This window comes from Bradyrhizobium sp. dw_411, assembly GCF_018449695.1.
Classification (GTDB): domain Bacteria; phylum Pseudomonadota; class Alphaproteobacteria; order Rhizobiales; family Xanthobacteraceae; genus Bradyrhizobium.
Genome location: NZ_JAAVUY010000012.1, coordinates 117,532 through 133,530 on the forward strand (window position 1 = coordinate 117,532; position 15,999 = coordinate 133,530).

Annotated in this window: 10 protein-coding genes; 4 read left to right on the plus strand and 6 right to left on the minus strand. The window is 61.3% G+C overall.

Going from position 1 to position 15,999, the window contains the following annotated elements; all coding sequences use genetic code 11:
- The first annotated feature begins 246 nt into the window (after positions 1–246).
- Positions 247–3,156 (plus strand): winged helix-turn-helix domain-containing protein, encoded by a 2,910-nt coding sequence (locus tag HB676_RS21110; RefSeq protein ID WP_213740064.1) that lies wholly within the window; start codon positions 247–249, stop codon positions 3,154–3,156.
- A gap of 127 nt (positions 3,157–3,283) precedes the next feature.
- A complete protein-coding gene (locus tag HB676_RS21115) occupies positions 3,284–4,993 on the plus strand; it encodes a thiamine pyrophosphate-dependent enzyme (RefSeq protein ID WP_213740066.1) in 1,710 nt (569 codons plus the stop codon).
- A 28-nt stretch (positions 4,994–5,021) separates the two neighbouring features.
- On the opposite strand, the gene HB676_RS21120 is transcribed toward HB676_RS21115, so the two are convergent.
- The 4 genes from HB676_RS21120 to HB676_RS21135 all read right to left on the minus strand — a co-directional run bounded on the left by HB676_RS21120 (position 5,022) and on the right by HB676_RS21135 (position 10,775).
- The gene (locus HB676_RS21120; protein ID WP_213740068.1) at positions 5,022–5,987 is read right to left on the minus strand and encodes an HlyD family efflux transporter periplasmic adaptor subunit; all 966 of its coding nucleotides are present in this window, start codon (positions 5,985–5,987) and stop codon (positions 5,022–5,024) included.
- Complete coding sequence (locus HB676_RS21125) at positions 5,974–8,304, minus strand: ABC transporter permease (RefSeq protein ID WP_213740070.1); 2,331 nt, start codon at positions 8,302–8,304, stop codon at positions 5,974–5,976. Before HB676_RS21125 ends, HB676_RS21120 begins: the two co-directional genes overlap by 14 nt.
- Positions 8,301–9,350, minus strand: coding sequence for an efflux RND transporter periplasmic adaptor subunit (locus tag HB676_RS21130; protein WP_213740072.1), 1,050 nt, complete (start codon positions 9,348–9,350; stop codon positions 8,301–8,303). Before HB676_RS21130 ends, HB676_RS21125 begins: the two co-directional genes overlap by 4 nt.
- A gap of 321 nt (positions 9,351–9,671) precedes the next feature.
- Positions 9,672–10,775, minus strand: a complete 1,104-nt coding sequence (locus HB676_RS21135; RefSeq protein WP_213740074.1) for an AraC family transcriptional regulator — start codon at positions 10,773–10,775, stop codon at positions 9,672–9,674.
- Positions 10,776–10,923: 148 nt separating this feature from the next.
- Between HB676_RS21135 and HB676_RS21140 the strand changes: the two genes are divergently transcribed.
- A complete protein-coding gene (locus HB676_RS21140; protein ID WP_249780373.1) occupies positions 10,924–11,106 on the plus strand; it encodes a hypothetical protein in 183 nt (60 codons plus the stop codon).
- 416 nt (positions 11,107–11,522) lie between these two features.
- Complete coding sequence (poxB, locus tag HB676_RS21145) at positions 11,523–13,244, plus strand: ubiquinone-dependent pyruvate dehydrogenase (RefSeq protein WP_213740076.1); 1,722 nt, start codon at positions 11,523–11,525, stop codon at positions 13,242–13,244.
- A gap of 210 nt (positions 13,245–13,454) precedes the next feature.
- Here poxB and HB676_RS21150 read toward each other — a convergent pair whose 3' ends face one another.
- Together HB676_RS21150 and HB676_RS21155 are read right to left on the minus strand one after the other, a co-directional pair.
- Complete coding sequence (locus HB676_RS21150; protein WP_213740078.1) at positions 13,455–13,988, minus strand: hypothetical protein; 534 nt, start codon at positions 13,986–13,988, stop codon at positions 13,455–13,457.
- A 2-nt stretch (positions 13,989–13,990) separates the two neighbouring features.
- Positions 13,991–15,886 carry a thiamine pyrophosphate-binding protein gene (locus HB676_RS21155; RefSeq protein WP_213740080.1) on the minus strand — a complete coding sequence of 632 codons (1,896 nt, stop codon included), beginning with the start codon at positions 15,884–15,886 and terminating at the stop codon, positions 13,991–13,993.
- Between the last annotated feature and the right edge of the window lie 113 nt (positions 15,887–15,999).

The window sequence follows — 15,999 nt, forward strand, 5'->3', positions numbered from 1 at the left end:
CCATATACAAGATGGCTGGAGCGCGGCTGGCGCAAAGGCCCCCCTTATCCGTGTCGGTCCTCCCCCCATTCGGGGGGTGCACACAATGGTGGAAGTGTACGATCTCTGTCAGCGGGAAGGAAGTGCTGGGCCTCTCGGCATCGGCACCCCGCATGTGATCGCGGTGTGTTGATCCCCGGGCTGGGCTGCGCGCAGAGAGCCGAAGCAAGCAATCGCCGACCAGGGACACGCCTGGGTTTTGTACGATTGATTGATCAACCCGGAAAACCCACGACATCATTGTTGAAAGTCATGGCTGACAGTTTTGACGGCAATCTGCGTTTTGGCCCCTTTGAGCTTTCGAGCCGGGAGAGGGTACTGCGGCGCGAGGGTGTGGCGCTGACCCTAGGCAGCAGGGCCCTCGACATCCTGATCTACCTTGCCGAACGTCCGGGCAAGGTGATCGCAAAGCAGGAACTGATCGATCAGATCTGGAGGGACGTAACGGTCGAGGAGGGGAGCATCCGGGTCCACGTGGCCGCGATCCGCAAAGCGCTTGATGACGGCCAATTCGGCAACCGCTACATCGCAAACATCAAGGGACGAGGCTACTCGTTCGTCGGCACCATTGTCTCCGTCGCCGGCGGCACGGAAAGCAATGATACCAGCCTGCGGCACAAAGGCAGGCTTCCCGCGCGACCGGTCATGATGATCGGTCGCGACGCGATGCTCAGTGAAGTCAGGGACAATCTTCGGGAAGAACGGTTCGTTACCCTGCTGGGCCCCGGTGGCATCGGCAAGACGACGATTGCGCTGGCGGTCGGCCACGCCGTCGCCGGAGAGTTCGGCGGAGAAGTTTACTTTGTCGACCTGGCAAGCATTACCGATTCGGATTTCGTTGTTCGGGCCATCGGGACGTCCCTGGGGCTGGCGCTGAAATCGAACGACGCCGGCCCGGAGCTCGTCGATTTCATCCATTCGAGAAAGCTCCTCATCATCCTTGATAATTGCGAGCATGTGATTCAGGCAGCCGCGTCGATCGCCGAGCAGATCTTTCAGGGAGCCGGACAAGTCCATCTTCTGGCCACCAGTCGTGAACTACTGAGGGTCGAGGGTGAACATTGCTACCGCGTCGACCCGCTGGATTTTCCGCCGGCCGATTTGGAGCAAACGGCAGATGCCGTGACCAGGTATTCGGCCGCGCAGCTCTTCGTTGAGCGCGTGGCGGCCCGAGGCGGCAATTTCGTTCTCACCGACCGCGAGGCGCCCTTTGTCGCCGATATGTGCCGAAGGCTGGATGGTGTGCCGCTCGCGATCGAATTGGCCGCCGGCCCTGCGGCCGCGTTGGGCATCAGGGACACGCTTGTCCGTTTGGCATCCCGGCTGGAGTTGCTGAAACGTGGCCATCGAACCGCCGTCCCCCGGCATCAGACGCTCAAGGCAACGCTGGATTGGAGCTACGATCTGCTGACGGGCGCGGAGAGAATTGTCTTTCGGCGAATTGCCCGGTTTGTCGAACATTTCAGCCTTGAGGGAGCGAGGCATGTCGCGGGCGACCAGGGCTCCGACGATGCAGAGGTTTTTGACGCGATTGCCGGTCTGGTCGAAAAGTCGTTGATCGCGACCCGGCTTGGGCACGGGGAGCCCCAATACCGGTTGCTGGAAACGACGCGCGCTTATGCCCTTGGGAAACTGGAGCAGCATGGTGAGTTCGATCCGATCTCCCTGCGGCATGCGGAATACATCATCCAACAGCTCGACTCGCAAAAAGAGATGCGATCCGCTCTGCCAAGGGCCGAAAGGATCGCGGCCTATTCCTGGCAACTCAGCAACGTTCGGTCGGCGCTCGAATGGAGTTTTGGGCCGAACGGTAACGATGAGATCGCGACGAGGCTCGCAGCGGCTTCAACGCACTGGTTTCTCGAATTGTCCATGTTGATCGAATGCCGGATCTGGGCGGAACGAGCGCTCGCCCGTCTTGGAGGTCGACGCAGAAACTCTCGCCGGGAGTTGGAAATATCTACGTCACTGTCCCTGGCTCTGATGCACTCCGAAGGAAGCAGCGAACTGGTGCGCCAGGCATTTTCCCGGGCGCTGGAAGTTGCGGCCGTACAGGAAGACCCTGCGCACGAATTGCGGCTGCTGAGTGGGCTTTTCATGTATTACCGTTGGAACACCGATATCAATGCCGCGCTCGACATCGCTTCTCGAAGCAAAGAGGTGGCTTTGAAAGCCGGGGATCACGACGGCCTGGCGCTCGCTGAATCGATGCTGGGCGCAGCGCATTTTTTGAGCGGAAATCACCTCGTCGCGACAGAATATTTCGAATCGGGACTGACCCACTCGGCGTCGGGGTCGCGTTTTCGCACGGGGCGATACTTGTTTCATGACAACAGCCTTTTGCTGGTCGGGATGGCGCGCAGTCTTCTGTTCCAGGGGTTCCTTGACCAATCGCTGGACTACGCAAGACTAGCCCTGGAGGAAGGAGAAAAATCCGATCACCCAGCCACGCTGTGTCGATCTCTAAGCTTCGTTATTCCGGTCTATTTGGCGATGGCGGACTTTCGCCGGTCTGAAAAGTACATCGTGGAATTGGCCGAGCTTGCTGCGACCTATTCCCTGAAGCCCTATTGTGCCATAGCGACCGGCCTGCGAGGTCAGTGGCTGCTCCTTCAAAATGATCTGTCCAAGGGGATTCCAATGCTGAAGAGAGCTTTGGAGGAGCTTCACGCTCAACATCACGACTCGCTCAATATGGAATTTATCTGCGACCTCGGTGCGGGTCTTGTCGCCATCGGCGAGCACCAGGAAGCGCTGACGCTGACTGTGGACGCAATTGACGTGCAGCAGCGCGGCGGAAAATTTCTGTACATGTCCGCGTTGTTCAGGATGAAAGGAATTATCCTGGCGTCCAGGTCGGCCGAGGATTATCCCGAGGCAGAAAAAAGCCTGCTGTCATCGATCGGGTGGGCAAAACGTCAGTCTGCGGCCCTGTTTGAGTTGAAGGCTGCAACGGACCTTGCGGAGCTTTTGCAACAGCAGGGGCGCGCAGCAGAAGCCGGCAAATATCTCAGTGAGGCGTTTGATCGAATGCCGGCTGGAATGACATCTCCCGTTCACGAACGGGCCATGCAAGTCCTCGACCGGCTCCGATCCGGCACCGAGGCCCTCGGCTGAAGCGGATCACGCCCGACGGCTGTGCACGGCCTGCGCAGAGATGTTCAAGTCACCGCATACCGATACAAGCCCGGGCCTGCAGCCGGGTGAATATTGCGACAAACGGTCACAGCGGAGTCTGAATACGATGAGCAAGAAGGTTGCGGACATCATCGTTGAGACGCTGGTGAGTGCGGGCGTCAAGCATTGTTACGGCGTCGTGGGGGATACCCTCAATCGGATTGCGCACAGCATTTCCGAAAGCTCGATCGAGTGGGTGGGGATGCGCCATGAGGAGGCCGGGGCCTTTGCGGCCCAGGGCGAAGCCTTGTTAACCGGCAACCTCACCGCAATCGCCGGAAGCTGCGGTCCCGGCAGCCTGCATTTCATCAACGGCATTGTCGAGGCGAACCGCAATCGTGCGCCCGTCATCCTGATCGCCAGCCAGATCATTCGCGACGAATTGGGGTTCGATTTTCCCCAGGAGGTCGACTTCAAGGCGATCTACGGCAGTTGTAGCGTCTATTGCGACATGATTCTGACCCCCGAACAGGCCCGGCGCAAGATCGTGATGGCCTGCCAGACCGCGATCGCGAAACGCGGTGTGGCGGTGCTGATCGTCCCGGTCGACATCTCGCATTCCGATGTCCATGACGATGTACCGTTCGCTGTGCACACAAGCCATCCGATCGTACGTCCTGCGGATGCCGATCTGGACGATATCGCCCACATCATCAATGCCGGCCAGCAGATCGCGATCTATGGCGGGTCAGGTTGCCGCGACGCGCATGACCAAATTATTCGCGTGGCCGAAATCCTCAAGGCCCCGATCGCCCACACCTCCCGGGGCAAGGATTCCCTCGAATACGACAATCCGTACAATGTCGGCATGACCGGGCTGATCGGGAACGAGGCGGCCTGTCAGGCCGTGCTGGAATGCGACACCTTGTTGCTGCTCGGCGCGGATTTCGCATGGCGGCAATTCTATCCCAATCACGCGAAGATCGTGCAGATCGACATCGAGCCGACCCATCTCGGCCGCCGCCATCCGGTGACGAGGGGATTGGTCGGCGATATCAAGCCGACTCTCGAAGCATTGATCCCTCGGCTGCGCGAGAAATCGGACGCCGGTTTTCGCGACAGCTTCGTCAAGCGCCACCGCGAAGTGATCGCCCACCAGAAAGAGAAGGTCCAACCGAAGCATCGTGACACCATTTCCGGGATCTACCTTACCGAACTCATCGACCGGATGGCGGATGACGATGCCCTCGTTGCGGGGGATGACGGAACGGCGACCGTCTGGATGCACCGCTATTTTACCGCGACCGCCAAGCGCCGCTTCTATGCCAGCCTTCTGCACGGAACCATGGCGGCGGCAATGCCGACCGCGCTCGGCTTGCAAAAAGCGGCGCCCGGCCGTCAGGTCATTTCGCTCTCGGGCGATGGCGGGATCGCGATGTTGTTCGGCGACCTGATGACCGCGGTCCAGCACAAGCTGCCGATCAAGGTGGCCGTGTTCGACAACGGCAAGCTGGGTTTCATCGATATCGAGCAGAAATCGGAAGGGTTGCTGCCGCTCTACACCCATCTGCAAAATCCTGATTTCGGCGCGGTCGCTGCCGCGATGGGCCTGTGGGGCCACACCGTTGCCAAGGCGGACGAACTCGAGGCGGCGATAGGAGAGTGGCTCGCTCAGCCCGGCCCTGCATTGCTCAATGTGAAGGTCGAGAACATGACTTTGGTGATGCCGCCAAAGATCGAGTTTGGACCGGCCTACGGGATGACTCTCTATTCAGCGCGGGCGATACTCGGCGGACAAACCCACGACCTGATCGACATGATCCGGCAGAACATCTGACCGGAAGAGTATCGTCAGTGCATTGCTGTTAAGGCTGAATCCAAACCGTCATGCCCGGCTCAAAACCAGCCGAGGCCCCCTGCGGGTCGAGGCGCAGGCGCAGCGTGTTGCGGTCATGATCGCCGATGACCCGCTCGGCCTGCCAGGTGGCAAAGACTCCGAGCGGCCGCAGTTCGGTGATGACGGATTTGATCATGCCATCGGCACCGTTACGGATCACGCTCACGGTATTTCCCATCGTGAGACCGCTGAGATGGTCTTCGCGCACATTGAACGAGAGCCATTGCTGGCCTGTGGCTTCGACCATCAGGATCGGCTGGCCCGGGCGAACATTCTCACCTACCTCCGCGGCGATCACGCTGACCACCCCGTCGGCAGGCGCCCGCAGAATCATCTTTTCAAGACGGCGCTCCAGTACGGTCACCGCAGCGGCCGCAGCCTGCACCTGCGCGTCGGCGATCGCGCGCTCCTCGCGGGTCGGGCCCGCGACGGCCGCGTCATAATTCGCCTGGGCTTCCGCCACATCGGCGCGGGCACTGGCAGCGTCGTTTTCAGCCTGGTCAAGCGCCTGCTGGGATTCAAAGCTCTGGCGCGCCAGCGTGCTGGTCCTTGTCAACTGCGCCTGCACATAATCGAGGCGCGCGCTGGCCTTGGCGATACCGGCTTTCAGCGAGTCGACCTGTTCACGGCGGACGCCGGCATAGACGTTGTTGCGGTTCGCGGTGGTCGAGGCGAGCGCGGCGCGCGCCTGGTCCACCTGCGCCGTCAATTCCACCGCGGAGAGCCGCGCCAGGACATCGCCGGCATGGACGCGAGCGCCTTTCTCGACCGCGATCGACATCAGTTGGCCGGTCACCTCTGGTTCCACCCTGACTTCGGTCGACCGCACGACGCCAACGATCGCCGTCGCCGCCGCGGAACGGCGCTCGTTGTAAATCAGCGCGGCGGCGACGAGCGCGATTACGACGATGGCGGCAATTCTAGCTTTGCGCATGTTGTCGTCCTTTCCTGACTGCAAACGCCGAGATCACGGCGAGCGCGAAATAGGCCAGCACCAGACACCACAGTCCGAGCCAGTCATGCGCGACTTCCCAGATGTTCGCACCCAGTTGATTGATGCGCACGAGGCCATCGATCGCAGAATCCGCGGGAAACAGCCGGCCCAGCGCGATGGCCGCGTCGGGGATGGCCTCGCGCGGCCATGCGAAGCCGGCGGTGAAGAATTGAGGCAGGCTGGTTGCCAGCAGCAGGATGGTCGCGTTTTCTGGCCGCGTGAACCAGGCCCCGATGGCTTGTCCCATAAAACTCGTCGCCAGCAAAAACACGGTCGCCAGCGCGAATAGTTGCGGCAAATGTCCGAGCGTCGAAAAGCCGTAGAAACGCGGCAGCACGATGAGATAAAGCGCGAGCGCCGGAAGATAGATGGTCAGATGGGCGATGCCCCGGCCGAACACGCCTGCAAACGCTCCGCCGCCTGCGGCCAGCGCGGTGCCGGTCAACATCGCCGCACCGATCAGGAGGGTTTGCTGCAGGATCAGCACGAACGCTGCCGGAACGACGTAGCTGGCATAGCCGCCGACCGGATTGAAGATCGGTTGCAGCAGAACGTCGGCCGGGCTCGAACTCGCCAATTTCGCCTTGACGAGACTGCCATCGGAGCGGGCGCCTCGCGAAACCAGGTCGGACGTCAATGCGCCGATTGCGGTTGCGACTCCGCTTGCGGTCGATCTGAATATGAACAGGTAGGTGGCATCCGCATAGATCGGGATGTGAGCGGTGAGGCCTTTGAGCACATCGCGCTCGGTGCCCGGGGGGATTTCGACGGCGGCAAAGGCCTCCCCGCGATTGATGGCCGTGCGCGCGTCGGCCAGCGTGCGGGTGCGAACCACGACACTCAACGCGCCGCTCGCATCCAGGGTTTCGACGATCTGGCGGCTAAGGTCGCTTTGATCGTTGTCGACAACCGCAATAGGAAGCTTGCGAAGGATCTGGTTCAGATAAGGCTGCGGATAATAAACGCCGTAAATCAGAGGGGCCAGGAACAAGAGGGTGAAAGCGCCCTTCATTCCCAACACGCGCCGCCACTCCGCCTTGAAGGCGCCGCCGATGCCCCGGGGCACTTCGAGGACCTCCTGTTTTTCGGGAAGCGGCGCCGTCTCGAACCGGCCGTTGCGCTTGAGGCTCGCCATGCGCAGCAACGCGAAGCTGGCATAGAGCACGGCCAGCCCAGCGAGTACCGTAAAGGAGAAGGCGGATTCCGAGACCGGCAATCCCCGCGCCGCCTGACCCAGCAAGACGGACATGTACCAGCGCAGCGGCAGGATAGCGCTCCATCCTTGCGCAAACGCATTCATGCCGACGGTTGGAAAGCCAACGCCGGCATAGCCGAATGCCGGAGAGACGAAGAGACCAGCCAGTCCGAGCCCGGTCGCCAGCTCACCGGTCAGGAGCTGCAGCAAGGCTCCCAGCGACAGATGTGCAATAATCAGCAGCGAGGCTGCAGCCACCATCAGCGGTATGTCGCCCCGGAAGGGGATTTGCATCACGCCCTCCAGGAAGAGCGCTTCGGCCAACATCAGCACGAAGAAGATGACGAATAGCGGCGCGAGCTTGCCGGCCAGCGCGATCACCGGATTGCCGCCGGCGCTTTCAAGCCACGCCCGCGCATCGCGACGGCGGAATTCGGATCCGACCGAATAGCCCGCGGCCAGGGTGATCACGACATGGATGATCATCGGCAGCAGCGCGCGCAGCAGGAATTGCGCATAGTTCTTTTGCGGATTGACCAGCGCGATGGTCTCCCCGGCCATCGTTCCGATGGAAGCCGCCGTGCGTGCGGCGCGCTTGGCGGGAGCGGCGGCGCTCGAAGCGACGGAAAGCACGTCGCTCAGGCCCGAAGATGCAATGCCGGCTGCCGTCAGAAACTGCTGGTTATAGAACCCGACGACCTGCGGACGGCGGTCGGCCTTGAGATCGCGCTCGAAATCCGGCGGGATAAAGATCGCCGAAATCGACTTGCCGGAGCGTATATCCTTCACGGCGGTCGAAAGCGTGCCGGCGCGGTCGACGATATGCAGGCTCGGAGACGCCGCGACGTATTCGATCAGCGCACGCGAGGCGTCCGATCGGTCCTCGTCGACTACGGTCACGCCGAGCCCCCGGATGACCGGATGGCTGAACACGGTCGTAAGAACCACGAACGCAAACAGCGGCACGCCGAAGATCAACAGCAGCGCCACGCGATCCTGAAACAGCCAGCGCCACTCGCGCTGCGCGACCCGCAGAAAGCCTGGTTTTGCCGCCAGCCTCATTGCTTTAACCGCCAGTCGAGATAAGCGCTCATCCCGGGCCGCAGCTCCGGCACCGGCTGGACCGGATAGGCGCGGATCGAAAACGTCCGCAAGTCGAAATCGCCCGAAGCGCGCGTGGCCCGCCAGCTCGCATATTCGCCCTTGGTCGCAATCAGCTTGACCTCGACCGTGATGCGGCGGTCATCGAGCGCCGGAATACGGACATCAAATTTATCGCCGACCTTCAAGCCCTTCACCAGATCTTCGCGAAGATCGAAATGGATCCAGACATCGGCCAGATCGATCAGGGTAACGAGCGGCACGCCCGGCGAGACGTATTCGCCCGGCTCGACGTTGCGCTGGTAGACCTGCGAGGGGAGCGGCGCATAGACCACGAGTTGGTCGATGATCGATTGAACGCTCTGGGCATCGGCATTGGCCTTTTCGACATTGGCGCTGGCGATCGCCCGCTCTTCCTTAGTGTAGCCATTGACCGCCTGCTGATAGGCTGATGTGGCCTGATCGACGGCGCGCTCGCTTTCGTGCAGCGCATCGGTGGCCTGGTCGAGCCGGGCTTGCGGCGCGTTGCCCTGGTCGGTCAAGGTGTGGACGCGGTCGAAGGTCTTTTGCGCCAGCACCAGGCTGGCCTGCGCGCGCTCCATTTCCGCCTTGCGGGCGGCGACGGTTTCCGCCCGTGTTCCGGCGAGCACATTGGCGAGCTGCGCCTGCGCAACGGCCATGGCCGCCTTCATCTGCTCGTATTTGGCAACAGTTTCGGGATTGTCGATCCGCACGAGGACGGCGTTCGCCGCAACGTTCTGGCCGCGTTGCACGGGTATCTCCTTGACCCGTCCGTCGACGCGCGCGGCGATGTCGAGCCGTGTGGCATCGGCTTCGCCCTGCACCAGCAGCGGTTCAGGTCTCAGGAGATAGAAGGCGGACAGCGCGACGACAACAGCCGCAACGATACCGACGATAATGGAAGGCGTGCGTGTTGCGGCGTGTGGTTCCTTCGGTCCGGTATTCGGAGCCTCGGATGCCGTTTGAGTTTCTTCACCAGGAGTCATGTTCTTGCCCGCCTCTACTCTCCTCGTGACTGGTATAGGTAACAGCTATGCTGTTGGTCGTCACGTCGCGTCAAATCTCGATTGGCTGTTCTGGTCGAGTGAACTACCCGAGCAGGATGACAAACGATTGGCGGGGGCGCACGTCGCCATCCATCTTGCCGCAGGGACATCACCGACGGTCCTGCGCTGGGCAGCGCGGCTTCAAACATCCCGCCTATCGATTGCCTGAGCTTGGACATTCGATACTCTGTTTGGTGAAAGCTGCTGCTTTCGTACCATGGCCCATGAACTGACAAGCGCGCCCCGGTAATTTTGCCAGGATCACAGTGATTTGACATGTTCACCCCTGATTTCGCTGGGCGATTTGTCGGTCCAGCGGCGAAAGGCGCGGCGGAAATTTGCAGCGTCGCTGAATCCGAGCGCCAGCGCAATGTCTTCGTTTGCGAGTCTGGTGGTGCGCAGATATTTCAGCGCGATTTGCATGCGCAGTTCATCCAGCAGGCCGCGGAAGGAAATGCCTTGCTCCTGCAATTGGCGCCGCAGCGAGCGATCGCTGATCTCAAGAAGCTTCGCCAGGGCGGTCAGCGTGGGAGGGTTGGCGATGTCCCGGATCAGGTGGGCGCGAATCTCTCCGGCTACGCCAACGCGCGAGTTCAGGTCGTCGAGCAACGCGTCGCAGAGCGCCACGACCGCGGGGTATGTCGTCCGGTTGCCGAGATTTGCAGCCTGGTCCAGCCATTCCGACTTGAAAATCATCTGGTTGGTGCCGGCTGAAAAGTCCAGGCGACATCCGATCCGGTCCGCGGGCAGGCCGAAGTCATGGGCTTGCGGATAGGTCAGGCTGATCTGGTCCGGCGCGAAGGTGGGCCCCATGACATCGCGCATCAGGGATATATGAATGCCGATCTGCATCTCGGTCACAAACCTATAGAGCTGCGGATCGGTGGCTGCGCGCGCATGGGGCTCGATGACCCAGCTCGCGAATCCGTCCTTCTCGGTGAATTCGATGGTGGCCAATGGTGCGGCAAGCGCGTGATACATTTTGGCAAAGGCTACCGTCTTGCGAAAGTCGGGGCAGCAGAGAATCGCGAACCCGTACATGCCGTAGGCGGAGATGTGGATCGATGTACCGATGCGATATGGCAAATGCGGGTCGCGCGAGAGCCGAATGGCGTTTTCGCAAGCCGTCATCAAATCCCCGAGCGAAATCCGTGACCTCGGAGAGTGCATATCGTCCGCGCTCAGGCTGACGTTCTTCAGGATTTCGTCAGGCGGACAACCCTGCTCGACGAGATTCTCGAACAGCGCGGCAAGTTTGGTCGGTTCGTGCACGCGCTCGTTCGGTCCAACGACAGGCTTTTCCTTCGGATTGTTCGAGATGAAGTTTGAGGCGGAAGACCTGCCGGGCGGTTTGGAGTCGGGCAACTGAACCTGCTTTTGAATATCCGAGGGCCGAAGCTTCACGTGTCGTCAGGGCAGGATAGCAGCTTTTCGAATTGCACATAGGCTTGGCTGTTCAGCCTCCGGTCTTTCGCCGGATGCGAATGCAGCAGTTTTATTCAAGACCTCGGCGTTGAAGACGGGCAGCCTGTCCGGCTCGGACCTGCTCACATCCGTTTCGGACCCTCACCTGCTCGAGAACCGCATCGGACGTTTCGTGGCCGATGCCGAAGCGATCTATTCCTATGAGGGCACGCGCGCGATGAACACGCTGATCGTCGGCAAGTCGATTACAGGGCTGAGTGCTTTCGTATAATGCGCACGCTTCAGTGAGGGATGATGTGAGCGCGCCGAAAGCAGCCGCTTTATCAAAATCGCGACTCGATCGTACAAGCGTCGCATGACGCCTGCGGCAAGATGGCCTCACCCGGATGCCCCTAGTGATCGAGCCATGCGCCTCTACACCGGAACGGCGCAGCACGGCTTTCTGTCATCGGGCCAACGGGACGTCATGGCTTCCGAGCTTGTGCGTGTCATACTGCGGTAACAGGCGTTTCGGTTATTCGCTTTCCTATTCCGTCATGGATCTGAAAATCCTCGAGGACTACACGGTTTGTATTTCGAACGCGTCATGACAAGCTCGCCACGAAATCGCCTCGGCAACGGAGCGATATGCGCGTCCCACCTACGTCACTGCTGCCGCCGGTCAACGATCAAAAAGGAACTCTCGCCATGAGCAGAACTGCAGCCGAATTTCTCGTCGAGGCTCTCGAAAAGACCGGGGTGAAGCGCGTCTATGGCGTGGTGGGTGACTCGCTCAACGGGTTCACCGATGCGATGCGGCGACGGAAGTCGATCGAATGGATTCACATGCGCCATGAGGAGGCCGGGGCATTTGCCGCCGGCGCCGAAGCTCATTTGACCGGAAACCTTGCCGTTTGTGCCGGAAGTTGCGGTCCCGGTAATCTGCACTTGATCAACGGCCTGTTCGATTGCCAGCGAAGCGGTGTGCCGGTGCTGGCGATTGCGGCGCATATTCCGAGCACCGAGATCGGTATCGACTATTTCCAGGCGACGCATCCGGAAAACCTGTTCAAGGACTGCAGCCATTACGTCGAGCTGGTCTCCAATCCCGCGTTGCTGCCGCAGATCCTCAAGCGCGCAATTCGAGTGGCGATCGCCAAACGCGGCGTTGCCGTCGTCGTGCTGCCCGGTGACGTCGCGCTGATGAAGATCGACACACCGGTGCCGAACTGGCTGGTTCCGACAGTGCCGGTGGTGCGTCCCGCTGGAAGCGAGATCGATCGTCTGGCGGAGTTCCTCAACGGTTCTTCGCGCGTGACGCTGCTCTGCGGCGCGGGATGTGCCGGTGCGCATGCCGAGGTGGTCGAACTGGCGCGAAAGCTGAAGGCGCCGATCGTCCACTCCTTCCGTGGCAAGGAACATCTGGAATACGACAATCCCTATGATGTCGGAATGACCGGTCTGGTCGGCTTCGCGTCGGGTTACAACGCGATCAAGAGCTGTGACGCGCTGTTGATGCTGGGCACGGATTTCCCCTACCGCGCGTTCTATCCCGACCATGCCAAGATCGCGCAGGTCGATATCCGCCCGGAAGCGCTCGGCAACCGCTGCGCGCTCGACATCGGATTGCTCGGATCCGTCAAGGACACGCTTGACGCGCTGTTGCCTTCGATCAAGGAGCGGCACGCCTCTGATCATCTCGACACCGCGCTGGCCGATTACAAGGCCGCGCGCAAGAATCTCGATGCGTTGGCCGAAAGCGGGCCGAACAGCAGCATCATTCATCCGCAATATGTCACACGGCTCGTCAGCGAGATGGCGTCGGAAGACGCGGTCTTCACCTGCGATGTCGGCACGCCGATCATATGGACCGCCCGCTATTTGAAGGTGAACGGCAAGCGCCGCATCATCGGTTCCTTCAATCACGGATCGATGGCGAACGCGATGTTGCAGGCGATCGGCGCGCAAACCGCCTATCCCGACCGGCAGGTGATCTCGCTATCGGGCGACGGCGGTTTCACCATGATGATGGGAGATTTTATCACGCTGACGCAGATGGGATTGCCGGTGAAGGTCATCGTGCTCAACAACGGCACGCTCGGCTTTGTTGAAATGGAAATGAAGGCGACCGGCTTCCTCGACACCGGAACGGACCTGAAAAATCCCAATTTCGCCGCGATGGCGGAAGCGATGGGCGTCCGCGGCATCCGTGTCGAAAAACCGCAGGAATTAAAGGGCGCAATCGAGGCGACGCTGGCCCACAAGGGCCCGGTCCTGCTCGACGTCGTCAGCGCCAGACAAGAACTCGCGATGCCGCCGAAAACGACATTCGGCCAAGCCTATCATTTCGGGATGTTCATGATGGCTGCGGTTCTCGACGGCCGCGCAACCCAACTGATCGATCTCGCCAAGGTGAACCTGACGCGTTAGAGCGGGATGAAGTTGGAGTCATCTGTAACGGCAACGAAGGTGCGCCCCTCTCCCGCGCTTTGCGGGGGAGGGTTGGGGTGGGGGCTGCCTCCGCAAGCGTGCTAGATGATTGACTTCCCCCACCCGCCGCGCTCTGGAGCGCAATTGCGCTCCGAGCGCGTCGACCTCCCCCGCAAGCGGGGGAGGTGAAAGAGCCCGTTGACAGAGCGGTTACGGCGCTTTCGGAGCCGCGCCGTAATTCGTTTGCAGATAGGAGATGATCTGCCCGGCCTGGTTGGCATCGATCGGCGCGCCGATGGCGACCATGCGGTGCACGATGGCTTCCCACTGCCGGCCGGGACGTGCGACGGCGACCACGCGGTCGACGCCGTGGCAAGTCCCGCAGGCGCCGGTGACGAGGTCCGCGCCGGCGCCGTCAGGCAATTTCACCGGCGTGGGCGCCGGACCGGGAATCGGCACGCCGGGTCCAAAGTTGGTCGCGAGATATTTGACGACATCGTCGATTTCGTCCGGCTTTATCTGCGCGCCGCGCAACATCATGTTGTAGACCTGCCGGCGCCAGCCATCCTCGCCCATGCGCAATTGCGTGATCGGCCCCGCCCGGTGGCACTGCGTGCAAGCGACGGCGATGGTGTCGCGGCCCGCGCCAGCCGGGAATGGGTTGCTCTGTTGGGCCTGCGCCGTAACGCCCAGAAGCAGGATGCCTGTCAGTATGCCCGCGGCCCCGAGAATGAAGCTTCGCATGATCAAGCCTTCCGCGTGCGCTTGGCGGCGATCGAATAGGGCGGATACCATTCCGAGGCGGCGCCGACACCGGCGCGGTCGACGATGATATCGAGCAAATAGGGTCGGCCTTCGATGTTGGCGCGCTTGGCGCGGGCGAGGTGCTCCTGGATCTTCGAGGGATCGGTGACCGTCTCGCCCTCGACACCATAGGCCGCGGCGGATTTGGCAAAATCCACATCGGGACTGCCATTGTAGCAGGTCATGTCCTTGCCGGAATTGAACTGCTGCGGGCCGGTAAAACTCCAGATCCGGTTGCGCTCGTTGTTGTAGCTGCGGTTGTTGACCACGAGGTTGGTGATCGGCGCCTTGTAGCGCGCTTGGCTCCACAGCGGCTGCGGGCCGCCGAACATCGCGCTGCCGTCTCCCATCGCGGAGACAACAGGGCGGTTGGGCCGGGCTAGCTGCGCGCCCATTGCGGCTGCCTGCGCCCAGCCAAGGATATTGGCCGTCGTGGAGTAGAACGCCTTGTCGGTGCCGCCGAAATTCATCACGGAATCCATGATGCGGCCCGACTCGCAATCGGTGACGAAGATCGTCTCTTTGTCGAGGAAGTTTTCGAGTTCGATGCCCAGGCGTTCCATGGTGATGGACGAATTGTTGTCGACATTTTTCACGATATCGGCGCGCAACTTGGCGGTGCTCGCGGTGTAGGCGCGGGTGCGGGCGGAGCGCGCGTCGGCGATCTGCTTCAGGCGCTCGGCAGTGGCCATGCTTTTGACGGCCGCGATGATGTCGGCGAGGCCGAGCTTGATGTTGGCGACGATGGGCATGTCGATCGGCCACGAACGCGCCAGACCGGTCGGGTCGTTTCGCATGGAAATGGTAATGGCGTTCGGCATGCGCTGTTCGCCGACCTGACTGCCAATATTGAAGTGAACGTCGACGGGGCTGGAGAAGTGCCCGCCGGGGACGAAATAGCCGACGAATTGTGGGTCGCGGGTCGGATAAGGTTTGGACCAGTTGCCGAGCGAGCCGCCGACGGTAGTCACCGGAATCCCCAGCAAATTGGCGAGTTCAACCACTTCGGCTTCCGCCTGGCACAGCGTGACTTCGTCGCCGGCTGTGATCAGCGGATTGCGCGCCTCGATCAGTTGTTTGGCGATCGCCTCGACATCGTCGCGGTCGGGACGGAACTTCATCGCCACGTTGAACAGGCGGCCATCGTAAACATCGGCGGTGACGGTTGCGCGCAACAGATCGTCGGGGATCGAGAGAAACACCGGGCCGGTCGGTGGCGTGTTGCCGAATTTGATGACGCGCCTTGTCACGTCGGCGATCCCGGCCGCGCTCTCGGCCACCCAGAACGATTTGGTGATCGGCGTGACCATCGGCTCCTGGTGGTCGTAGTCCTGCGGATAGTCGCGCCCGGTGGTTTCGGTGCTGAACGCCGCGACGGTGAGCAGCACGGGGATATGGTCTTTCCAGCTATTGACCAGTTGCGTCATGCCGCTGGGAAGGCCGACATTGGCGATCTGGGCCACGCCGATCTTGCCGGAGACGCGGGCATAACCGTCGGCCATCGCGACAACGGCGCCTTCCTGGACGCCCTTGATGAGTTGGATCTCGGGCATGTCGACCAGCGCATCGTAGATCGGCGCGTCGCCGGTCGATGGATTGAAGAAGATGAATTCCGTGCCGGCGGCCTTGAGCTGTTCGATATAGAGCTTGCCGCCAGTGCCGGTCACCTGGCGGATGCCCCCGCCGCCGGTGGCTGATTGAGCCATCGCGGGGCTTGGTGATAACGACTCGACGATTGTTTTGGCCGCGGCAGCGGTCAGCCCGGCGGCGCCGAGGCCGCGCATCAGACCGCGCCGTGAAATGCCATTGTTAAGGTATTGCCGAACGAGCTCCTTCATCGTCGTTCTCCCGCAGGTCCGATCTGGTGTCGGCTTTTTTGACGTGACGCTGGCGCGTGCTTTTAGCTGTGCTCGTCAGGTTAGCGCAGCGTGATTGAATATCAAGCGCTTCG

What these genes read in the sequence shown, in the direction of transcription:
- HB676_RS21115 (WP_213740066.1), top strand. Translation starts at nt 3,284, where the DNA reads ATGAGCAAGAAGGTTGCGGACATCATCGTTGAGACGCTGGTGAGTGCG.
- HB676_RS21120 (WP_213740068.1), bottom strand. Translation starts at nt 5,987, where the DNA reads ATGCGCAAAGCTAGAATTGCCGCCATCGTCGTAATCGCGCTCGTCGCC.
- HB676_RS21125 (WP_213740070.1), bottom strand. Translation starts at nt 8,304, where the DNA reads ATGAGGCTGGCGGCAAAACCAGGCTTTCTGCGGGTCGCGCAGCGCGAG.
- HB676_RS21130 (WP_213740072.1), bottom strand. Translation starts at nt 9,350, where the DNA reads ATGACTCCTGGTGAAGAAACTCAAACGGCATCCGAGGCTCCGAATACC.
- poxB (WP_213740076.1), top strand. Translation starts at nt 11,523, where the DNA reads ATGAGCAGAACTGCAGCCGAATTTCTCGTCGAGGCTCTCGAAAAGACC.
- HB676_RS21150 (WP_213740078.1), bottom strand. Translation starts at nt 13,988, where the DNA reads ATGCGAAGCTTCATTCTCGGGGCCGCGGGCATACTGACAGGCATCCTG.
- HB676_RS21155 (WP_213740080.1), bottom strand. Translation starts at nt 15,886, where the DNA reads ATGAAGGAGCTCGTTCGGCAATACCTTAACAATGGCATTTCACGGCGC.